Raw genomic sequence first — 21,512 nt, 5'->3', positions numbered from 1 at the left:
TGACAGCTCCCTCCCGTCACCCGCAGGATCACCCCCGTGAACCTGTCAGACAGCCAGACAGGTGGCTCGGCACCCCGGCGCGTCAGCGCCATGGAAGCGGTGCTCACCCACCTCCGCGACGCGATCGAGCGCGGCAAGTACGCCATCGGGGACAAGCTCCCCTCGGAGGCGGAGCTCTGCCGACAGCTCGAAGTGAGCCGTCCGGTCCTGCGCGAGGCCCTGCGCGCCCTCCAGGTGATGGGGCTGACCCAGTCCCGTACCGGCAAGGGCACCTTCGTGATCGCGAACGCCGTCGAGGACCCCACCTTCGGCGACTACGTGGCGAGCGACCTGCTGGAAGTGCGCCGGCACGTGGAGATCCCGGTCGCCGGGTACGCGGCCGTGCGCCGCACCCCGGAGAACCTGGACCATCTGGCCCACCTGCTGGACCGGATGGAGCGGGAGACCGACACCACCGCCTGGGTCGCGATGGACACCCTCTTCCACCTGGCCGTGGCCGAGGCCGCCCAGAACCCGGTGTTCCGCCGGGTGATCGAGGAGATCCGGGACGCGCTGGCCCGCCAGTCGGCCTTCCTCAACGAGCTGGGCGGCCGGCGCGAGCAGTCCAACCGCGAGCACCGGGCCATCGTCGAGGCGCTGATCGACGGTTCCGCCAACGACGCGGTGGAGGCCATGTCCCACCACCTCGACCGCGTCGAGACCACCCTCACCGACATCGTGCGTTCCCCGCGCACGGACAGCTCCACGGAAGGCGGACCCGAGGCGTGAGCGAGCAGTCCCTCGAAAAAGACGTCGTAACCGGCGGGAATTCCGCCCATGTCGACGCCGGAGACGCCGGCTACAGCAAGTCCCTGAAGTCCCGCCATGTCAACATGATCGCCATCGGCGGCGCGATCGGCACCGGCCTCTTCCTCGGCGCCGGCGGCCGTCTCGTCGACGCCGGCCCGTCCCTGTTCATCGCGTACGCGGTCTGCGGAGTCTTCGCCTTCCTCGTCGTCCGCGCCCTCGGCGAACTGGTCCTCTACCGGCCCTCGTCCGGCGCCTTCGTGTCCTACGCCCGCGAGTTCATGGGTGAGAAGGGCGCGTACACGGCCGGCTGGATGTACTTCCTGAACTGGGCCACGACCGGGATCGCCGACATCACCGCCGTCGCCGTCTACACCCACTACTGGGGCATGTTCTCCGACGTGCCGCAGTGGGTGATCGCCCTGGTCGCCCTCGCGGTCGTCCTCGCCGTGAACCTGATCTCCGTGAAGATGTTCGGTGAACTGGAGTTCTGGTTCGCGATCATCAAGGTCGGCGCGCTCGTCCTGTTCATGTGCATCGGCATCTGGCTGCTCGTCACCCAGCAGCCCGTGGACGGCCACACCCCCGGCCCGGCCCTGATCACCGACAACGGCGGCCTCTTCCCCAACGGCGTCCTGCCGATGCTGCTGATCATCCAGGGTGTCGTCTTCGCCTACGCCTCCGTCGAACTGGTCGGCGTCGCCGCCGGAGAGACCGAGAACCCCGAGAAGATCATGCCGAAGGCGATCAACTCGATCATGTGGCGGGTCGGACTGTTCTACGTCGGCTCCGTGATCCTGCTGTCGATGCTGCTGCCCTGGTCCTCGTACAAGGCCGGCGAGAGCCCCTTCGTCACGGTGCTCTCCAACATCGGCGTCCCGGCCGCCGGCGGCATCATGAACCTGGTCGTGCTGACCGCGGCCATGTCCTCGCTCAACTCGGGCCTGTACTCCACCGGCCGCATCCTGCGCTCGATGGCCGTCGCCGGCTCCGCCCCGAAGTTCACCGGCGTGATGAGCCGCAGCCAGGTCCCCTACGGCGGCATCCTGCTCACCAGCGGCATCTGTGTGCTGGGTGTCGGCCTGAACTTCGTGGTCCCCGCCGAGGCGTTCGAGATCGTCCTCAACTTCGCCGCCATCGGCATCATCGCCACCTGGGGCATGATCATGATCTGCCACCTGCTGTTCTGGCAGAAGACCGAGCGCGGCGAACTGACCCGCCCCAGCTACCAGCTGCCCGGCTCCCCCTGGACCGAACTGGTCACCCTGTTCTTCCTGGCCGCGGTGCTGGTCCTGATGTACCTGGACGGCGGTGTCGGCCGCACAACCGTGCTGTGCCTCCCCCTCATCGTGTTGGCGCTGGTCGCGGGCTGGTTCGGCGTACGACGCCGGGTCGGCCGGCAGCCGGCCGGAGTGAAGAAGTGAAGCAGGCAGTGATGTACGACCCCACGACCACCGGCGCCTCGGCGACCCCTGCGGCTCCGGTGGCCGCGGCCCCCGCGATCCGGGAACCGCTGCACGCCCCCGTCGCCCACCTCGTACGCGGAGGTGTCATCGAGGGCATCCACTACGGCTCCGTCGTGGTGCTGGGGGCCGACGGGGAGGTGGAACTCCAACTCGGCGACATCGAGGCGGCGTTCTACCCCCGGTCGGCGCTCAAGCCGGTCCAGGCCGTGGCCATGCTGCGCGCCGGACTGTCGCTGGACGGCGACCTGCTGTCCCTGGCCGCCGCCAGCCACTCCGGCGAGGAACGCCACCTCGCCGGAACCCGGCGGATCCTGGAGTTGGCCGGCGCCACCGAGGCCGACCTGCGCAACGTCACCGACATGCCGTACGACCCGGCCGTCCGCGACGCGTGGATACGCGAGGGGAGGCAGCCCTCCCGTCTCGCGCAGAACTGCTCGGGCAAGCACGCGGCCATGCTCTACACCTGCAAGCTCAACGGCTGGTCCCTGGACGACTACCTCGACCCGGCCCACCCCCTGCAGCAGGCCATCGCCGAGATCGTCGAGGACCTCACCGGGCAGGCCATCGCCCGCGTGACCGTCGACGGCTGCGGCGCGCCCCTGTTCTCCGTCTCCCTGCACGGTCTCGCCCGCGCCCTCGCCCGGATCACCACCGCCGCCGAGGGCACCCCCGAGCGCACCGTCGCCGACGCCATGCGCGAGCACGCCGAGATGGCCTCCGGCGCCGGACGCGACGTCGCCGAGCTGATGCGGGCCGTCCCCGGACTGCTCACCAAGGACGGCTTCGAGGGCGTGCAGGTCGCCGCGCTGCCCGACGGCCGAGCCGTGGCCGTGAAGATCGCCGACGGTGCGAACCGGGCGAGGGTGCCGGTGTGCGCGGCGGCGCTCGTGCGGGCCGGCGTCGAGCCTGCGGCTCTCGCCGGGTTCGCGGGGGAGGCGTTGCTCGGGGGCGGGCGGGAAGTCGGGCGGGTCAGTGCGGTGCGGGCGCTCGATCCGTTGCCGCGGTTGCCCTGACGGGGGGCGGGTTGTCGGCTGCGGGTCCGGTGGGGCTTCTCGCGCAGTTCCCCGCGCCCCTGAAGAGCAGGGCTGCGCCCCGTGCTCTTCGGCCCCAAAAAGCTGGGGCGCAGCCCCGCTTTTTCAGGGGCGCGGGAAACCGCGCGACCAGCCCCCACCGGACCCGCACCCGAAGACCGCACCCACCCACGCCACCCCACCCGCACCTCACCAAGAAGGGCTCACCCCACCATGACCGCCGCAGCCACCCGCAGCGAACACGATCTGCTCGGAGACCGTGACGTCCCCGCCGACGCGTACTGGGGCGTCCACACCCTGCGCGCCACGGAGAACTTCCCCATCACGGGCACCCCGATCTCCGCCTACCCCCATCTGGTCGACGCCCTGGCCGCCGTCAAGGAGGCCGCCGCCCGCGCCAACGAGGAACTCGGCCTGCTCGCCCCGGAGAAGGCCGCCGCGATCATCGAGGCCTGCCGGGAGATCCGCGACGGCAAGCTGCACGACCAGTTCGTCGTCGACGTCATCCAGGGCGGTGCCGGCACCTCCACCAACATGAACGCCAACGAGGTCATCGCCAACCGGGCGCTGGAGCTGCTGGGTCACGCCAAGGGGCAGTACGCGCACCTGCACCCCAACGAGGACGTCAACCTCGGCCAGTCCACCAACGACGTCTACCCGACCGCCGTCAAGATCGCGACCGTGTTCGCGGTGCACGGACTGCTCAAGGCGATGGCCGTCCTCCAGGACTCGTTCGCCCGCAAGGCCGTCGAGTTCCGCGAGGTGCTCAAGATGGGCCGCACCCAGCTCCAGGACGCGGTCCCCATGACGCTCGGCCAGGAGTTCTCCGCGTTCGCGGTCATGGTCGACGAGGACCGCAGCCGCCTCGCCGAGGCCGTCGAGCTGATCCATGAGATCAACCTCGGCGCCACCGCCATCGGCACCGGCCTCAACGCCCCCGCCGGCTACGCCGAGTCGGCGCGCCGCCACCTCGCCGAGATCACGGGACTGCCGCTGGTCACCGCCGCCAACCTGGTCGAGGCCACCCAGGACTGCGGCGCGTTCGTGCAGATGTCGGGCGTCCTCAAGCGCATCGCCGTCAAGCTCTCCAAGAGCTGCAACGACCTGCGACTGCTGTCCTCCGGGCCGCGCGCGGGCCTCAACGAGATCAACCTGCCGCCGGTGCAGGCCGGTTCGTCCATCATGCCGGGCAAGGTCAACCCGGTGATCCCCGAGGTCGTCAACCAGGTCGCCTTCGAGGTCATCGGCAACGACGTCACCATCACCATGGCGGCCGAGGCCGGACAGCTCCAGCTCAACGCCTTCGAACCGATCATCCTGCACTCCCTCTCGGAGTCCCTCACCCACCTCCGCGCGGCCTGCCTCACCCTCGCCGAGCGCTGCGTCGACGGCATCACCGCCAACGAGGACGAACTGCGCGCCGCCGTGGAGAACTCCATCGGCCTGGTCACCGCCCTCAACCCGTACATCGGCTACACGGCCGCCACCGACATCGCCAAGGAGGCCCTCGCCACCGGCCGGGGCGTGGCCGAACTCGTCCAGGAGAAGGGCCTGTTGCCCGCCGAACGGCTCCGGGAACTGCTGCGGCCCGAGGTCCTCGCGGGCAGCGGCGCCCCGCCGGCCTGATGGAATCCGCCGCCCTCCGGCCGATCCTGGAACGCATCGCCGAGGAGATCGAACGGACCCCGGGGAGGGGCCGGCCCGCCGACTACATCCCGGCGCTCGCGGCCCGCGACCCGCGCAGCTTCGGCATGGCCGTCGCGGAGCCGGACGGCACGGTGTACGGCGTGGGGGACTGGCGCGAGCCGTTCTCCACGCAGTCCATCACCAAGGTCTTCACCCTCGCGCTCGACCTGGCGCGCGAGGGTGACGCCCTCTGGGAACACGTGGGCCGCGAGCCCTCCGGCAACCCCTTCAACTCCCTGGTGCAGCTGGAGTACGAGAACGGCATCCCGCGCAACCCGTTCATCAACGCGGGCGCCCTCGTCGTCACCGACCGCCTGCACACCTGGACCGGCGACGCGGCGGGCACGCTGCTGTCCTTCCTGCGGGAGGAGAGCGGCAACCCCGGCCTCGACTTCGACCCACAGATCGCCGCCTCCGAGTCCGCCCATGGCGACCGGAACGCGGCACTCGCCCACTTCATGGCGTCGTACGGCAACATCGACAACCCCGTACCGGCCCTCCTCGACCAGTACTTCCGCCAGTGCTCCCTCACCGCCTCCTGCGCCGACCTCGCCCTCGCCGCCACCTTCCTGGCCCGGCACGGCGTCCGCGCCGACGGCACCCGGCTGCTGACCCGCAGCCAGGCGAAGCAGATCAACGCGGTGATGCTCACCTGCGGCACGTACGACGCGGCCGGTGAGTTCGCCCACCGCGTGGGCCTGCCCGGCAAGAGCGGGGTGGGCGGCGGCATCATCGCGGTCGTCCCCGGCCGCCTCGCGCTCTGCGTGTGGAGCCCGGGACTGGACGAGCGGGGCAACTCGGTGGCCGGGGTGGCCGCCCTGGACCGGTTCACCACCCTGACGGGGCTGTCGATCTTCTGACCCCACCCGCACAGGACCCGCCGCCCCGGTACCGCGTCCGTCGGCCGGGGCGGCGGTTCGCTCATGGTCACGTCCTGGTACCCGCACGGAGGGCGTCACGTCGCCTGCACGCCATCCGGCGTCGACAGCCTGACCGAGTGTTGGCCATCGCTTTCCCCGTAGACCTGCGCCGCTGCCAGGCACTCGGCCTGGCCGGATCCGCCTTTCTCGCCCTGGGAGGTGAAACCGCCGGAGCCCTGCCCGTGCGGGAACTGCTCTCGCCGACCTCGGGGCGCGGCGCGCTGGGCCTCGTCGGCGTCTACTTCGGCGTCGTCCTGCTGATAGCCGCCTGGGCGCTGCTGGGCAAGGTCATACGGGGCCCGGAACCACCGACTCCCCGCGCCCTGCTGGTCGTTCTCGCCGTCTGGGCGGCACCCCTGCTGCTCGCGCCCCCGCTGTTCAGCCGGGACGTCTACAGCTACCTCGCCCAGGGCGCCATGGTCGACGCGCACATGGACGTCTATCTGCACGGGCCCGCCCGGCTCGGCGGACCGCTCGCCGACGAGGTCGCCCCGATGTGGCGCCAGACCGCGACCCCCTACGGCCCGGTCTTCCTCTCCCTGGCCTCCGGGCTGTCCGGCCTGACCGAGGGCCGGATACCGGCCGGACTCATCGGGATGCGACTGATCGCCCTGCTCGGAGTGGCGCTGATGGCCGTGGCGCTGCCCCGCCTCGCCCGGCACAGCGGAACCGACCCGGCGGTCGCCCTCTGGCTCGGCGCGCTCAACCCGCTCGTCCTCCTGCACCTGGTGGCCGGTGCCCACAACGACGCGATGATGCTGGGCCTGTTGGGCGTCGGGCTGGCACTCGCGCGGGGCCGCTGGTACCTCGTGGGCGTCGTCCTGGTGACGCTCGCCGCGCTGGTGAAGGCACCCGCCGCGCTCGGGCTGGTGGCCGTGGTCGTGATGCGCGGCCGTACGGCATGGATCCGGACCGTGGCGGGCACCCTGGCCGTCGCCGTCGCCACCACGGCCGCCGCCACCGCCCTGGCCGGCACGGGATACGGCTGGATCGCCGCGCTGCGCACCCCCGTGTCCCCGCAGAACTGGTCGCCCACCAGCGTCCTGGGCCGCGCCACCGGCACCCTGCTGCACGGCCTCGGCAGCGACCTGGCGCCCTTCGCGCTCCCGGCCTGGCGCGCCGCCGGACTGCTGCTGACCCTCGCCGTCGTCCTGCACATATGGTTCCGGCTGCGACCCGGCCCGGTGTACGCGCTCGGCCTCAGTCTGGCCGCCGTGGCCGCGCTGGGCCCGGCGATCCGCCCCTGGTACGCCCTGTGGGGCCTGTTCCTCATCGCCGCCGCCGCGCGGACCCTCTCCGTGCAGCGCCGGGTCGCGGCCGCCAGCGGGGTGCTCGCGCTGGCCGTCCTGCCGAGCGGGAATCCGGCGGACACCGAGCAGATCGTCCTCGCGGTGTGCGGCGGAGTGCTCGCGGTGGTCGTGCTGTGGCAGGCCGAACAGGCCTCCCGGGTGCCGGCGCTGGAGCGTACGGCATGAGCGAACCGCGCCGCACACGGCTCCGGCCACGCACCGACCGGGCCCGCGTCCTCCTCGTCCTCGGGGCGGCCGTCGCCGTCACCGTCTTCACCGCGACCGTCCCGCTGCTGCGTGACTTCTTCGACCTGCGCGTCTACCACGGCACGATCGACACCTGGGTCCACGGCGACGGCCGTGTCTACGACTACCTGGTGCCGGGCACGACCTACGGCTTCACCTATCCGCCGTTCGCGGCCGTCGTGATGTCGCCGATGGCGCTGGTCGGCCTGGGCACCGCGATCGCGCTGTGCCTGGGGCTGAACCTGGCTGCGCTCGCGGCCGTCCTGTCCGTACTGGCCGGGCCGCAGCTGCGCCGCCACGGCTGGTTCGGTGTCTCCCTCGCCCTCTGCGCGCTCGCGTTGTTCGAACCGTTGCGGGACACGTTCAGCTTCGGACAGGTGAACCTCCTGCTGCTGGCCCTGGTCCTCGCCGACGCCTGGCTGCTGGCCACGGGCCGGGGCCGCTGGGCGGGGGTGGGCATCGGCCTGGCGGCCGCGGTCAAGCTGACGCCCGCGATCTTCATCGGACTGCTGTTGCTCACCCGGCGGTGGCGGGCCGCCGGGCTCGCGACGGCCGTCGCCGTGGCCGCCACCGCGGCGGCGGCCTGGATCGCCCCGGCCGCCTCGCGTTTCTACTGGACCGAGGCACTGTGGGACACCAGCCGCGTCGGCCGCCTCGACTACGTCTCCAACCAGTCGTTGCAGGGCGTCCTGGCCCGGTTCGTGGCCCCCCACGAACCCAGCCGCGTCCTATGGGCGGCGCTGGTGCTCGTGGTGGTGTGCGTGTGGGCGTGGCGGACCCGGGCGGCGGTGCGCGCCGACGACTGGATCGCCGCCTTCGCCCTCACCGGGCTGACCGGCTGTCTGGTCAGCCCCATCACGTGGGTGCACCATCTGGTCTGGCTGCTGCCGTCCTTCGCCGTCCTGCTGAGACACCGTCGGCTGTGGCCGCTCACGGCGGCGCTGTACGTGGTGCTGTGCAGCAGCGTCGTCTGGCTGTGGTTCGACGACGCGTCCGGCATCGGCGGCTTCGTCGGCTCCAACACCTATGTGTGGATCACGCTCGGTCTGCTGCTGGGGCTGCCGGTCGGTCAGTCCCGCGCGGACCGGCCGAACCTGAGCCGCAGGGCGAGGGCCATGGCCGCCGCGCCCACGCCGGCCGCGCCCGTGATCGCGCCCACCACCGGCCAGTCGGGAACGTTCACCTCGGCCGCCTCCGCGCGGACCGTCGGCAGGGACCCGGGGTCGGCCTGAGGCGCGGCCGCCGGGCGCGGTGGGACGAGGGAGCCCACGGCGTCGACCCGTCCGGCGGCCTCGAACCCCCAGTCGAGCAGGGAGCGCGCCTCCTCGTAGACGGCGAGGCCGCCGCCCGACTCGGGGCGCATCACCGTCACGACGAGGGTGCGCCCGCCCCGTTTCGCGGCGGCGATCAGCGTGTTGCCCGCGTTGGTGGTGTAGCCGTTCTTGACGCCGATCAGCCCCGGGTAGCGTGCGACGCCGACGCCGGTGAGCAGCCGGTTGGTGTTCTGGATGCCGTACGACCAGCCGCCCGCCGGGAACTTCGCGGTGGCGGTGGCGCAGTACCCGGCGAACTCCGCGTTGCGCAGCCCGGCCCGCCCGAACACCGCCAGGTCGTAGGCGGACGACACCTGGCCGGGCGCGTCGTAGCCGTCGGGGGAGACGACGTGGGTGTCGCGGGCGCCCAGGGCGCGGGCCTTGGCCCGCATCTCCTCGGCGGTGGCCTTCCAGCCGCCGTTGAGGTGCGCCAGGACGCGTACGGCGTCGTTGCCCGAGCTGAGGAAGACCCCGCGCCACAGGTCGGCGACGGTGTACGTGCGGTTCTCCTTGACGCCGACCAGGCTGCTCCCGGCGCCGATGCCGGCCAACTCCTCGCCCTTCACGGTGTGTCTCAGGCCCGCCGGGAGGGCCGGCAGCACGGTGAGCGCGAACAGGGTCTTCAGCGTGCTCGCGGGCGGCAGTCTGCGGTGCGCGTCGTGCGCGGCGAGCACCGCGCCGCTGTCGGCGTCGGCCACCAGCCACGACACCGCGGACACGTCCTGCGGCACTTCGGGCGCCCCGGCCCGGCGCCGCACCTGTGTCCCGTGCCCGTACAGGGACGGTGTCTCCTGCGCGGCCTTGGCGTCCCGCGTGCCCGTCGCGGACCGGGGGCCGGCGGTGTCCGGGTCGGTCACGACGGCCAGGGCCCCGAGCGCGCAGACGGCGGTGCAGCAGACGGTGAGGCGGGCCGCACGGGTGGCGCGGCCCGCACGGGGACCGAGAGCAGCACGGGGAGCGCGAGCAGCACGGGCAGCGCGGGAGGAGAATCCGATGGTCATACCGCAAACGTAGGAAGGGGCGTGCCCCAGTCCGGGATGCCCGGGCCGAGCGCACGGATGGAGCACCCGGATGCCGCATGTCATGCCGCCGGCAGCGTGGGCCGCACCTGCCGCAGGAAGGCCGCGTTGTCCGGCGTGGCGCGCAGCCGCTCCAGCAGCGTCTCCAGGTTCGCCTGCCCCTCGTGCGACCGCAGGGCCCGCCGCAGACCGCGTACGGCCGTCAACTCGCCCGCCGTCAGCAGGAGTTCCTCGCGGCGGGTGCCGGACGGGGTGATGTCCACCGCCGGGAAGACCCGCCGGTCGGCGAGGGCACGGTCCAGGCGGAGTTCCATGTTGCCGGTGCCCTTGAGCTCCTCGAAGAAGAAGCCGTCGGCGCGGGAGCCGGTGTCCACCAGGGCGGTGGCCAGGATGGTGAGGGAACCGGCCTCCTCGGTCAGCCGGGCGGCACCGAAGAGCCGCTTGGGGCCGTGCAGGGCGGCGGCGTCGACCCCACCGCTGAGGGTGCGGCCACCGGACGCGGCCGCGTTGTTGTGGGCCCGGCACAGCCGGGTCAGGGAGTCCAGCAGGATCACCACGTCCTCACCCTGCTCGACGAGCCGCTTGGCGCGCTCCACGACGAGTTCGGCGAGCGCGATGTGCTCCTTGGGGGACCGGTCGAACGTCGAGGCGTACACCTCGCCCCGCACGGAGCGCCGCATGTCGGTCACCTCCTCGGGCCGTTCGTCGAGCAGGACTACCATCAGGCGGGCCTCGGGGTGGTTGGCGGCGATCGCGGCCGCCACCTGCTGCAGCAGGACGGTCTTGCCGGTCTTGGGCGGCGCCACGATCAGCCCGCGCTGCCCCTTGCCGACGGGGGCGATGAGGTCGACCAGACGGCCCGTCAGGCCGCTCGCCGGGTGTTCGAGCCGCAGCCGCTCGCGGGGGTGCAGCGGGGTGAGTTCGTGGAAGTGCGGGCGTCCGCGCAGCTCTTGGGGTGTTCGGCCGTTGATCCGTTCGACCTCGGTGAGGGCGCGCCGACCGTCGTGTACGCCCTCGACGGTGTCGCCCTTGCGCAGGCCGTAGCGGCGGATCAGCGCGGCGGGGACCTGGGGGTCGGAGGGTGCGGGGAGGCAGCCCTTGACGCGCAGCCGGCCCTGTCCGCCCTGTCCGCTCTGCGCGGTCTCCAGGACGCCGGTGACCCGGGCCGGAGGCTGTCGATCTGTGGTGGTGCGTTCGAGTGTGGTGGTGGTCATGGGTGGGGGGTCCTTTCGAGGACGTCGGAGAAACGCGAGGAAGGGGGAGGGGAAGACACACGTCCATGGGGCGGCCCGGTGGGGCGCGGACGGTGCGGGAAAGCTGACGGCCGGTCGGAACCCGACGGGCGCTTCAGCGGAAGAGACCTCGGAAATCGAGGGTGAGAGAGCGGCACCGGCGCCCGAGAAGGGGCGATACACACGTGCCAAGGCCAATGTACCACCATCGGTGGCCGGTCGTTGGGGGATTCCTTACCGATGGCTTACCCGTGGTCGTTGAACTGAACTCGCGAGCCCCCCGTACAGATGGGCGCACCGCCAGCGGTCTTCGCACGGAAGGAACGTCGCGTGTCGCTCTCCACGCGCTCCAGCACATCACCCGACGCGGACACATCATCCGATGCGGACACAACGTCCGACGCGGGCACAGCGTCCGACGCGGACGAGACGGTCGGGAAGGACGGAGCGAGCGAGCCGTCGACGGAGGCCGCACCGGTTGGGCCCGCCGCCCCCGTCCGTCGATGGCGGCGGTACCGGACGGCCCTCCAGGAGAAGTACCCGGTCGCCGCGCGGAGCGTGTCGTGGGGCGTCACGGCGCTCGCCGCCGCCCTGGTCTACTTCGCCCTGCTCATGCCGGGCCAGCCCGAGTACTTCGTGGTCCGGCAGTTCCTGCGGCTGCCCGTGGAGCCGATCCTCGCCGCCGCCCTGATGCTGGTGCTGCCCCGACGGCCGCGGCTGGTCGCCGCGGTCGTCATCGGCGTCGGCCTGGCCGCGCTGGTGGTCGTGAAGGCCCTCGACATCGGCTTCAACCAGTTCCTGGGCCGCGGCTTCAACGTCGTCCTCGACTGGGGCCTGCTGGACGACGCCGAGTCGTACGTCCAGGACACGCTCGGCTCGACGGGCGCGACGGCCGCCGTGGTCGGCATCGTGGTCCTGGTGCTGCTGCTGTTCGTCGTCATGGCACTGGCGGTCGTACGGCTCGTCGGCCTCCTGGTCCGCCACCGGGACCGGGCGGCCCGGGGCACCATCGTCGCCGGCGCCGTGTGGATCACCTGTGCCGCGCTCGGCCTGACGCCCCTGGAGAACACCGCGTTCGCCTCCCGGAACACCATCGGTTTCGTGCAGGACCGCTGGGTCCGTGTCCAGGAGACGCTGCGGGACGAGGCCGCGTTCGCCAAGGAGGCCAAGAAGGACAAGTTCGCCGACGTGCCCGCCGATCAGCTGCTGACCGGGCTGCGCGGCAAGGACGTCATGATCGCCTTCATCGAGAGCTACGGCCGCGCCGCCCTGGAGGACCCGGCCATCGAGCCCGGCGTGGACGCCGCGCTCGACCAGGAGGGCGAGGCGCTGACCAAGGCCGGATTCGCGGCGAAGAGCGGCTGGCTGACCTCCGCGACGTACGGCGGCAGCAGCTGGCTCGGCCACTCCACGTTCCTGACCGGCCTGTGGATCGACAACCAGAGCCGCTACCGCACGGTCACCGCCGGCGAACGCCTCACCCTGCCCGGCGCCTTCGCCAAGACGGACGCCTGGCGCACGGTCGGGGTCGTGCCCGGCGTCCAGTACAACTGGCCGGAGGGCGACTTCTACGGCTTCGACAAGGTCTACGACTCCCGCGATGTCGGTTACCAGGGGCCGAAGTTCAGCTGGTCGACCATGCCCGACCAGTACGCCCTCACCGCGTTCGAGCGTCTGGAGGCCGCCAGGAAGGGCGACAAGCCGCTGATGTCGGAGATCATCCTGACCTCCAGCCACCAGCCGTGGGCGCCGCTGCCGGAGATGGTCGACTGGGACGAGGTCGGCGACGGCTCGGTCTACAAGGACATCGAGAAGGCGGGCAAGGACCCGGCGGACGTCTTCACCGACCCCGTCAAGGTCAAGGAGGAGTACGGCAGGTCCGTCCAGTACTCGGTGCACAGCCTGCTGCAGTACGTGGAGAAGTACGGCGACGAGAACACCGTGCTGGTCTTCCTCGGCGACCACCAGCCCATGGCGAGTGTCAGCGGCAACGGCGCCAGTCACGACGTCCCCGTCACGATCGTCGCCCACGACCCGAAGGTCCTCGATCGGATCGACGACTGGGGCTGGTCCGACGGACTGCGGCCCGGTGACGACGCGCCGGTCTGGCGCATGGACTCCTTCCGCGACCGGTTCCTCACCGCGTACGGCGAGGAACCGAAGGCGGCCGGCTCGCCCGCGCCGTAGCAACATGAGGCCGGCGCGGGCGACCGGGCCGCGCCCGGCTAACCGTCGAGTTCGAAGATCCCGTAGCCGAAGCCCCGTGCGGTGATCGTGCTGCCCGTGACCGCCACGCCCTGTCCCTCCAGGGTGTCGCGGACGGCACGCTCGTACGGCCAACTCGCTTCGCTCCGCTGGGGGTTGACCACCACCAGATATCGTCCGCCCCGGACGTACACGAACGGATATCCCGCGTGCAGCACCTCCACCGAGCCGGCGGAGCCCAGTTCGGGTGTCCGGCGGCGCAGGGCGATCAGGCGGTGGACGAGGTGGAGCAGCGAGGTGTCGTCGGCGCGCTGGGCGGTGACGGTCGGATGGTCGGGGGAGGGGTCCACGGGCAGGTAGAGGCGGTCGGCGCTGGCGGTGGAGAACCCCGCGTTCGGGGTGCCGTCCCACTGCATGGGGGTGCGGGAGCCCGCGCGGTTGTAGTCGGGGCCGAGGACACTGCCCTCCTTGTCGGGCAGGCCCGGGAGGTAGCGCATGCCGATCTCGTCGCCGTAGTAGATCGCCGGGAGCGTCGGCCAGGTCAGCTGGAACGCGAAGGTGGCGGGGAGCTGATCGGGCGTGCGGGGGCCGCAGTTGAGGCGGGAGAAGTCGTGGTTGGCGGTGGGCAGGGAGACGAAGCCCGTACCGTCGACGGCCGCGGTCGCCTGCTGCCAGGCCTCGACGAACGGGTGTGGTGAGCCCGCGCCGCTCGCGTCGAAGAAGCAGTCGAGGGGGTCCCAGTCCTCGTGGACGGTGCCTCCCCCGTTGTTCCACAGCGAGCGCAGGGCGAGGCCGTCGGTGGGGCCGCCGAAGTGGAGGAAGAAGTCGGCGTGGAAACCGGCCGGGATCGACACCTCCGGCTCGCCCCACTCGGCGAGCAGCACGGCGTCCGGGTGGGCGGTGTCCAGCCAGTGCCGCAGTTCCGTCCACACACGGGCGGTCTCGGTCCGGTCCGGGTCGTCCTTGACGAGCGACGCGGCCATGTCGACGCGGAAGCCGGACAGGCCGAGGCTCAGCCAGTGGTCCATGATCGTGCGGAGCGCGAGGCGGTTGGCGCGCGGCCCGTCGGCGTCGACCGGCAGCCGCCACGGCTCGGCCGGATGGGCGCGTGCGTAACCGAAGTTGAGGGCGGGCTGGGAGTCGAAGAAGTTCGGCAGGTACGCGCCCGGCCGGGTGCCGGGGGAGGCGACGAAGCCGTCGGGCCGGCCCTCGGCCGTCCAGATGTAGCGGTGGTCGTCCGGGTCGTTCGCGGAGGCCCGGAACCACGGGTGGTCGACCGACGTGTGGCCGGCGACGAGATCCAGCAGGATCCGGATGCCCCGGCGGCCCGCCTCGTCGACGAGCCGCGCCAGGTCGTCGTTCGAGCCGTAACGCGGGGCCACGTTCAGATAGTCCGCGACGTCGTACCCGGCGTCGCGGAACGGTGAGACGAAACAGGGGTTCAGCCAGACGGTGTCGACACCCAGCCAGGACAGATGGTCGAGACGGTCGCAGATCCCGGGGAGATCACCGATGCCGTCTCCGTCGGAGTCGGCGAAGGACTGCGGATAGATCTGGTAGAAGACGGCGTCGGCCAGCCAGGACGGGGCAGGACGGAACGAAGTCATGTCCCGGACCATAGGGGAGAGTCCGTGCCCGGCGCTGCCCCGAGTCAGGGCCTAAGCTGAGGTGATGTTCACCCCGCAAGGCCCCAGCCTCCGCGAACTCGCCGTTCAGGCGCTCTCCTCCGTCGAACACGGCTACGACCTGCTCGCGCCCAAGTTCGACCAGACCCCGTTCCGTACACCGGACTCCGTCCTGGAGGCGGTCGAGGCGGCCCTGTCGTCGATGGGCCCGTTCGAGGACGGCCTCGACCTGTGCTGCGGCACCGGCGCCGGGATGGAGGTGCTGCGCGAGGTCTGCCGGAAGAGCGTCACCGGGGTGGACATCAGCGCCGGGATGCTGGCGGTGGGCAGGGAGCAGGTGGGTCCCGGGCGCGCGTCCGCCGGCGAAGGCCCCCTCCTCTCCTGGGTGCGCGGCGACGCCCTCGCCCTGCCCTTCACCTCGGCCTTCGACCTGGTCGTCAGCCTCGGCGCGTTCGGGCACTTCCTGCCGGAGGAGCTGCCACGTCTGTTCTTGGAGGTCCACTCCGTCCTGCGGCCGGGCGGACGCTTCGCGTTCCCGCTGCCGGCGCCCGCCCCGGCCCGCTCCCCCTGGTACTGGGCGGCCCTGGGCTTCGACGCGGCGATGTGGGTGCGCAACGCGGTCTGGCGGCCGCCGTTCGTGATGTACTACCGGCCGTTCCAACTCGGCGTCGTACGGCCCGAGTTGGAACGCGCCGGATTCGAGGTGGAACTGTTCGCGCTGCCCGAGTTCGGCCGGCGGCCCGACGGCAGTCCCCGCTGTCGCCTGGTGGTGGCCACCCGCGAGGGCTGACCCGGACCTACGGGCCGAGCCTCAACGAGTCGACTTGGCCGCCGACTTGATCAGCGCGGTCACCTTGTCCGAGTGGGACATCATCACCACGTGCGAGGAGTCGACCTCGACGGTGTGCGAGCCGGCCCGTTTCGCCTGGAAGCGCTCCAGAGCGGGGGAGATCGTCTTGTCCCCGGTGGCGACCATGAACCAGGAGGGGATCGTGCGCCACGCCGCGGCCTGCGCCGTGGACTCGAACGCCGAGAGGCTGACCGGGCGTTGGGACACCGCCAGCACCGAGGTCTGCGAACGCGGCAGGTCGCCGGCGAACACGTCGTGGAACTTGTCGGGCTTGATGGCCACGTCGGGATGGCCGGCCCCGTCCGGAAGCGCCTCCAGCGCCGGGTTGAGCTCGGAGCCCGGGAAGCGGTTCGCGAGTTCGCCGAGCACCTCACCCTTGTCGGGCATGAAGGCCGCCACGTACACCAGCGCCTTCACCTCGGGCACGGACGCGGCGGCCTCGGTGACGACGGCACCGCCGTAGGAGTGCCCGACGACGATCTTCGGGCCGTCGATCGTGCCGAGGAGGGAGGAGAGGTACGCGGCGTCCGACTGCAGGCCCCGGAGCGGGTTGGCCGGGGCGACGACCGGATAGCCGGCCTTCTTCAGCCGTGCGACGACACCGGACCAGCCGGAGGCGTCCGCGAAGGCGCCGTGCACCAGGACGACGGTGGGCTTCGGTGACGTGCGGTCGGCTGCGGGGGCGGCGGCCGACGGGATGACCGTCGCGGTGAGCATCCCGACCGTGACGGCGACGCCCAGGATCAGAGGACGATGATGTCTGCGCATGTGTGTGTCAGCTCCTGACGAAGTCGAGAAATCGGCGTCGAAGGACCGCTGTTCGCTTCAGAAGACAGCGACGCGAGACAGCGAGGGACCACAGCTCGCTCGGGGTCGATGCTGGCACCGGACGGGGTGCGGGAATCGACTGAGCGTGCACTGACGCAGGACTCTCCGTGCAGGGGGAGCGCACCCCTGACACACGTGGGGCGGGCCGCCCCGTGGGTCACATCGCGCTGTAGAGCGCGTCGACGAGCGCCATCTTGCGCGGGTCGTCGGCGATATGCGGACCCATACGGTTCATGACGTAGCCGAGGGAGACACCGGCCTCCGGGTCGGCGAGACCGCAGGAGCCGCCGTAGCCGTCGTGACCGAAGGCCCTCGGGTTCGGCCCGTACGAGCCGTGCGGGCCGCTCAGCCACAGCCCGAGCCCGATCTCCGTGTCCCGGCCGAACCCGGCGCCGAGCACCAGGTCACGGCAGGCTCCCTGTCCCTCCCGGACCCGCTCGGCCGCCTCCGCGGACAGCACCTCACGGCCGTCCCAGGTGCCGCGCAGCGCGAGGATCCCGTACAGCGCGGCCACCGCCCGGGCGGTGCCGTGACCGTTCGCGGCCGGTACCTCGGCGGCGCGCCACTCGGGGGTGTTGGCCTCCGCCGCGCCGACCACCGGGTTGGCGAGGGCGGCCAGCGCGGCGGACGTCAACTGGGCGAAGACCGCCGCCTGTTCACTGGTCGTCGCGGCCGGCGGATGCACCAGCTCGGCCGCCCGCGACGCCTGCGCCTCGGGCAGCCCGATGGTGAAGTCGACGCCGAGCGGGCCCGTCACCTCCCGCGCCAGGAACGCGCCCGGCAGCAGCCCCGACACCCGCCGGACCACCTCGCCGACGAGGAAGCCGAACGTCATGGCGTGGTACCCCGACCGCGTGCCCGGCTCCCACCACGGCTCCTGCGCGGCGAGCCGTTCGACGGTCTTGTCCCAGTCCAGGAGCTGCTCGAACGAGAGCGGCTCACGCGGCCCCGCGAGCCCCGCCCGGTGCGAGAGCAGATGCCGGACGAGGACGCCCTCCTTGCCGGCCGCCTCGAACTCCGGCCAGTACGCGGCCACCGGGGCGTCCAGGTCGAGCAGTCCCCGGTCGGCCAGGAGGTGCGCGCACAGCGCGGTCGGGCCCTTGGTCGTCGACCAGACGTTGACCACGGTGTCCCGCTCCCAGGGGCGGGTCCGCGCCGCGTCGGCCCAGCCGCCCCACAGGTCCACCACGGTCTCCCCGCGCAGCGTCACCGTGACCGCGGCCCCCAGTTCCCCGCGCTCGGCGAAGTTCTCCTCGAACGCGGCGCGCACGGCCTCGAACCGTGCCTCGCAGTGACCCCGCACCTGAGACTGAGACATGAGCCCTCCGTCGTCCACGGCCGTGCGCCGGGACGAGGGTCGCCCCGGCCACGCAGAACATACCGACTGGTCGGACAGGAGGGAAGGAGTCCGCCGGAACCGCGCCTACCGATCCGGCTGCTCCTGCCGACGCGGGTCCGGGAGCAGGAACATCGGCCCGGCCGGGTGTGCGTGCTCCGGGATCAGATGCCAGTAGTCCCGGGTCTCCACCGCCAGACCGGCCGCGTCGAACCGTACGAAGACACAGCCCGCGAGGGTCTGCGGGTCCTCGTCGACCTCGGACATCACCCGGAACTCGGCGACGGCCAGGCCGGCCTGACCGATCATCGGCTCCGAGAAGCGCACCTCGTTCACCCGCTCGCCGGTGAACGACCAGCGCAGATACTCGGCGAGCTGGTCCAGGCCCCGGTGCGGCTCGCGGAACGGGGCCGAGCGGTGCACACAGTCCGGCGCGTACAACTCCAGGATCGCGTCGACGTCATGGGCGGGCCATGCCCGCTGCCACACCCGCACGAAGCGGCGCGCCGCCTCGGTCGTGTCCATCCGCTCGGCCCCTCCCTCAGAGCTGGGCCGCCAGCCAGCGCAGCTTGACCGCCTCCTGGAACGGGCCGCCGCCCTCGTGGTCGTTGAAGTCGTAGACCTCGATCCGCTTGTTCGCCTCGGCCCAGGCGTTGAAGGCCGCGAAGACCGTGGACGGCGGGCAGGTCTGGTCCTCCAGGGCCGCCGAGAACAGCGCGGCGGCCCGGCCGCGCGCGGCGAAGTGCACGGCGTCGAAGTAGGCGAGGGTGCGCCCGACCTGCTCGGTGCGGCCGCGGTGGGTCTTGAGGTACTTGCCGATCTCGCGGTACGGATCCCGGTCGGTGATCGTCGTGGAGCGCGGGAAGTCGCACAGGAACGGCACGTCGGGCGCGACCGCCACCAGGTCGGGGACGAGTCCGCCGACCGCGATCGAGATCCCGCCGCCCTGGCTGGAACCGACCACGGCGGTGCGCGCGGCGTCGGTCCGCGGATGCGCGCGGGCGGCCTCCACCGCGCGCACGGCGTCGGTGTAGACCCGGCGGTAGTAGTAGTTCTCGGGGGCGTCGATGCCCCGGGTCATGAAGCCGGGGAAGGCGGGCGCGCCCGCCACCGGGTCGGGGGTGTCACCGCCTCCGCCCCAGGCGCTGCCCTGGCCCCGGGTGTCCATGACGAAGTGGGCGTAGCCGGCGGAGGCCCACAGGAGGTGGGTGTGGGCCAGGCCGCGACCGCCGCCATAGCCGATGAACTCCACGACGGTGGGCAGCGGTTCGGTCGCCCCGGCCGGGAGGACCAGCCAGCCCTTGACCGGGTGCCCGCCGAATCCGGAGTAGGTGACGTCGTACACCTCGACCGTCTTCAGATGGGTCTCGACCGGCTCGAAACGGGCGTCCAGGTCGTGCTCGCGTGCCTCCTGGAGCGTCTTCGCCCAGAAGGCGTCGAAGTCCTCGGGCTCCGTTGAAGCGCTTCGATAACCACGGAGCTCGTCCAACGGCAGGTCGAACAGGGCCATGAAGGACCACCTTGTGAGTTCTGAGGTGCGGATGATCACACCGTACGTGGGGCGTCGCGGCCCGCCAAGGGGCTTTTCTCGGTCCGCGACGCCCCACGGATCAGCCGCGGCCGGTGCCGGGGCTCACTCCTGGCCGGCCTCGGCCCCGGCCCCGACCAGGGCCCGGACCTCGAAGTCCTCGTACGCGCCCGCGTCCTCCCGGGGGCCGAGACGGGAACCGAGCCACCCCAGCAGGAAGCCCGCGGGGATCGACACGATGCCCGGGTTCTGCAACGGGAACCACGCGAAGTCGGCGTGCGGATAGACCGAGCCCGGGGCGGAGGAGACCACCGGCGAGAACAGTACGAGCAACACGGAGGTGGCCAGACCGCCGTACAGGCTGAGCAGGGCGCCGCGCGCGGTGAACCCCCGCCAGAACAGGCTGTAGACGATGGTCGGCAGGATGGCGGACGCGGCGATCGCGAAGGCCAGGAACGCGAGGGTGGCGGTGTTGGTGCCCCAGGCCAGCAGAGCGAACATCATGCTCAGCACACCCAGGATCACCGCGGCGATCCGGGCCACGCCCAGCTCCTGGGTCTCCTTGGCCCTGCCCTTGCGGATCACCTCGCCGTACAGGTCGTGGGCGACGGACGAGGCCGCCGCGAGCATGAGGCCGGCGGCGACCGCGAGCAGGGTGACGAAGGCCAGGGCCGAGACGATCGCCGTGAGCACCTCGCCGCCCAGTTCGTGGGCGAGGAGCAGGACGGCGGCGTCGCCCTTGTGGTCGATGCCGGCGATGGTCTCCCGGCCGACGAGGGCCGTGGCGCCGAGACCCAGCACGCCGGCCATCAGGCACACGAACCCGACCAGGCCCACCGCCCACACCACCGAGGCGCGCAGCACCCTGGTCCGGCGCGGCGCGAAGAGCCGCATCATGACGTGGGGGAGCGCGGCGAGCCCGAGCACGATCGCCAGTTGCAGACTGAAGAAGTCGATCTTGCTGATGGGGCCGGCCCCGTAGCGCAGACCGGGCTGCAGGTACGCGTCGCCCAGCCCGCTGCCCGCGGTGGCGGACGCCAGCAGTCCGTCGATGTTCCAGTCGAAGCGGTTCAACACCAGGACCGCGACCACCGTGACCCCGGCGACGAGCATCACGGCCTTGACCACCTGGATGAACGTCGCGCCGGGCATACCGCCGATGGCCGCGTAGATCGTAACGATGGTGCCGATGATGATCACGATCATCGTGCGGGTGGTGGGGCCGGGTTCGCCGACGAACTGGGTCATCAGCGCGATGCTGCCGACCAGTTGGGCGACCAGGTACAGGGTGCACACGGAGAGCGTGCAGATGGCGAGCGCCAGCCGGACCTGTCGCTGTCGCAGCGGGAGCCGTCGGGCCAGGGCGTCGCCGAGGGTGAACTTCCCGGAGTTGCGCAGGGGTTCGGCGATGAGCAGCAGCACCATCATCCAGGCGACGACGGTGCCGCCCAGGTAGAGCAGACCGTCGTACCCGGTGAGGGCGACCAGACCGGTGCTGCCGAGCAGCGTCGCGGCCGAGAGGTAGTCACCGCACATGGCGAGGCCGTTGCGCAGCGGCGACATGTCCCGGTTGCCGAGGTAGAACTCGCCGATCTCGTCCCGCTGGGGTGCCGTCAGCAGGGCGGTGAACAGGGTGATCACGACGACGGACAGGAACAGCACGAACGTCAGCCGCAGGCTGAACGCGTCGGCCACACTCGCGGAGAGGGTCACCATGCGCCGAACCGCCGTCCGGCCGGAACCCGACGCTGCTCGGCCTCGTGCTCCTCCCACTCGGCACGGAGCCGCCGGGCCACCGGGTCGATCTTCTCGCGCATGTGCCGGACATACAGGAACGCGGTCACACCCATGACGGCGAACTGCGCCAGACCGAGGGTCAGCCCGAGCGTGAGATGTCCGATCAATCGCTGATTCATTACCCCTGGCGCGAAACTCGACAGGAGGACGTACGACAGGAATCCTCCGACGGACAACGCGGTCGCCGTTATCCCGAATCGTCGATATGCCGCGCTTATTGAACGAAATTCAGGATGGGCGTGGAGCGGATGTCGGCCTGTCCGTGAGGGGGGAGACGGGACGGAACTGTCGTACCGTGCCGCGTGGTTGGACACAATGCACCTTCTTCGCTGCCTTATGTCTGTGGGGGAGGAAG

At 71.6% G+C, this 21,512-nt stretch carries 17 protein-coding genes and 1 pseudogene; 9 read left to right on the top strand and 9 right to left on the bottom strand.

From position 1 onward, the window contains the following. Nucleotides 1-36 precede the first annotated feature (36 nt). The 7 genes and pseudogenes from PUR53_RS21970 to PUR53_RS21940 all read left to right on the top strand — a co-directional run. Nucleotides 37-768 carry a FadR/GntR family transcriptional regulator gene (locus PUR53_RS21970; protein WP_239750910.1) on the top strand — a complete coding sequence of 244 codons (732 nt, stop codon included), beginning with the start codon at nucleotides 37-39 and terminating at the stop codon, nucleotides 766-768. Next, entirely contained in the window at nucleotides 765-2,210 is a 1,446-nt protein-coding gene (locus PUR53_RS21965; protein ID WP_329895376.1) for an amino acid permease, read from the top strand. The genes PUR53_RS21970 and PUR53_RS21965 overlap by 4 nt, the downstream gene beginning before the upstream one ends. Nucleotides 2,211-2,221: 11 nt before the next feature. Next, nucleotides 2,222-3,265, top strand: coding sequence for an asparaginase (locus tag PUR53_RS21960; RefSeq protein WP_329895412.1), 1,044 nt, complete (start codon nucleotides 2,222-2,224; stop codon nucleotides 3,263-3,265). Between the two features lie 231 nt (nucleotides 3,266-3,496). Then, nucleotides 3,497-4,909: an aspartate ammonia-lyase gene (gene aspA / locus PUR53_RS21955; RefSeq protein ID WP_329909384.1), complete on the top strand. Its 1,413-nt coding sequence runs from the start codon at nucleotides 3,497-3,499 to the stop codon at nucleotides 4,907-4,909. After that, nucleotides 4,909-5,829: a glutaminase gene (locus tag PUR53_RS21950; RefSeq protein WP_329895378.1), complete on the top strand. Its 921-nt coding sequence runs from the start codon at nucleotides 4,909-4,911 to the stop codon at nucleotides 5,827-5,829. Before aspA ends, PUR53_RS21950 begins: the two co-directional genes overlap by 1 nt. Further along, a complete protein-coding gene (mptB, locus tag PUR53_RS21945) occupies nucleotides 5,736-7,364 on the top strand; it encodes a polyprenol phosphomannose-dependent alpha 1,6 mannosyltransferase MptB (protein WP_329895379.1) in 1,629 nt (542 codons plus the stop codon). Before PUR53_RS21950 ends, mptB begins: the two co-directional genes overlap by 94 nt. Next, nucleotides 7,361-8,218 (top strand): annotated as a pseudogene (locus tag PUR53_RS21940) (glycosyltransferase 87 family protein); the annotation flags it as partial. The gene mptB and the pseudogene PUR53_RS21940, both read left to right, overlap by 4 nt. Nucleotides 8,219-8,493: 275 nt before the next feature. Here PUR53_RS21940 and PUR53_RS21935 read toward each other — a convergent pair. Together PUR53_RS21935 and rho are read right to left on the bottom strand one after the other, a co-directional pair. After that, nucleotides 8,494-9,738, bottom strand: a complete 1,245-nt coding sequence (locus PUR53_RS21935; RefSeq protein WP_329909382.1) for a D-alanyl-D-alanine carboxypeptidase family protein — start codon at nucleotides 9,736-9,738, stop codon at nucleotides 8,494-8,496. A gap of 80 nt (nucleotides 9,739-9,818) precedes the next feature. Next, nucleotides 9,819-10,970, bottom strand: a complete 1,152-nt coding sequence (gene rho, locus PUR53_RS21930) for a transcription termination factor Rho (RefSeq protein WP_329909380.1) — start codon at nucleotides 10,968-10,970, stop codon at nucleotides 9,819-9,821. A gap of 348 nt (nucleotides 10,971-11,318) precedes the next feature. On the opposite strand from rho, the gene PUR53_RS21925 reads away from it, so the two are divergent. After that, the gene (locus PUR53_RS21925; protein ID WP_329909378.1) at nucleotides 11,319-13,175 is read left to right on the top strand and encodes a sulfatase-like hydrolase/transferase; all 1,857 of its coding nucleotides are present in this window, start codon (nucleotides 11,319-11,321) and stop codon (nucleotides 13,173-13,175) included. Nucleotides 13,176-13,213: 38 nt separating this feature from the next. Here the strand turns inward: PUR53_RS21925 and PUR53_RS21920 are convergent, their stop codons facing one another. Continuing rightward, the gene (locus PUR53_RS21920; RefSeq protein WP_329909376.1) at nucleotides 13,214-14,800 is read right to left on the bottom strand and encodes an alpha-amylase family glycosyl hydrolase; all 1,587 of its coding nucleotides are present in this window, start codon (nucleotides 14,798-14,800) and stop codon (nucleotides 13,214-13,216) included. 64 nt (nucleotides 14,801-14,864) lie between these two features. Between PUR53_RS21920 and PUR53_RS21915 the strand changes: the two genes are divergently transcribed. Next, entirely contained in the window at nucleotides 14,865-15,608 is a 744-nt protein-coding gene (locus PUR53_RS21915; protein ID WP_329909374.1) for a class I SAM-dependent methyltransferase, read from the top strand. A 21-nt stretch (nucleotides 15,609-15,629) separates the two neighbouring features. Here the strand turns inward: PUR53_RS21915 and PUR53_RS21910 are convergent, their stop codons facing one another. The 6 genes from PUR53_RS21910 to PUR53_RS21885 all read right to left on the bottom strand — a co-directional run bounded on the left by PUR53_RS21910 (nucleotide 15,630) and on the right by PUR53_RS21885 (nucleotide 21,471). Next, the gene (locus PUR53_RS21910; protein WP_329895385.1) at nucleotides 15,630-16,436 is read right to left on the bottom strand and encodes an alpha/beta fold hydrolase; all 807 of its coding nucleotides are present in this window, start codon (nucleotides 16,434-16,436) and stop codon (nucleotides 15,630-15,632) included. Nucleotides 16,437-16,653: 217 nt separating this feature from the next. Further along, nucleotides 16,654-17,814, bottom strand: a complete 1,161-nt coding sequence (locus PUR53_RS21905; protein ID WP_329909373.1) for a serine hydrolase domain-containing protein — start codon at nucleotides 17,812-17,814, stop codon at nucleotides 16,654-16,656. 105 nt (nucleotides 17,815-17,919) lie between these two features. Beyond that, nucleotides 17,920-18,357: a nuclear transport factor 2 family protein gene (locus PUR53_RS21900; RefSeq protein WP_329909372.1), complete on the bottom strand. Its 438-nt coding sequence runs from the start codon at nucleotides 18,355-18,357 to the stop codon at nucleotides 17,920-17,922. A 16-nt stretch (nucleotides 18,358-18,373) separates the two neighbouring features. Next, complete coding sequence (locus tag PUR53_RS21895; RefSeq protein WP_329895388.1) at nucleotides 18,374-19,342, bottom strand: acetylxylan esterase; 969 nt, start codon at nucleotides 19,340-19,342, stop codon at nucleotides 18,374-18,376. A gap of 123 nt (nucleotides 19,343-19,465) precedes the next feature. Then, nucleotides 19,466-21,076, bottom strand: coding sequence for a solute symporter family protein (locus PUR53_RS21890; RefSeq protein WP_329909371.1), 1,611 nt, complete (start codon nucleotides 21,074-21,076; stop codon nucleotides 19,466-19,468). Continuing rightward, nucleotides 21,070-21,471: a DUF485 domain-containing protein gene (locus PUR53_RS21885; RefSeq protein WP_329895390.1), complete on the bottom strand. Its 402-nt coding sequence runs from the start codon at nucleotides 21,469-21,471 to the stop codon at nucleotides 21,070-21,072. The genes PUR53_RS21890 and PUR53_RS21885 overlap by 7 nt, the downstream gene beginning before the upstream one ends. Nucleotides 21,472-21,512 lie beyond the last annotated feature (41 nt).

The organism is Streptomyces sp. SP18BB07, from assembly GCF_036322545.1.
Lineage (GTDB): Bacteria > Actinomycetota > Actinomycetes > Streptomycetales > Streptomycetaceae > Streptomyces > Streptomyces deccanensis.
Note: the sequence above shows the minus strand (reverse complement) of the source record. Positions and strands in the feature narration are given on the sequence as shown.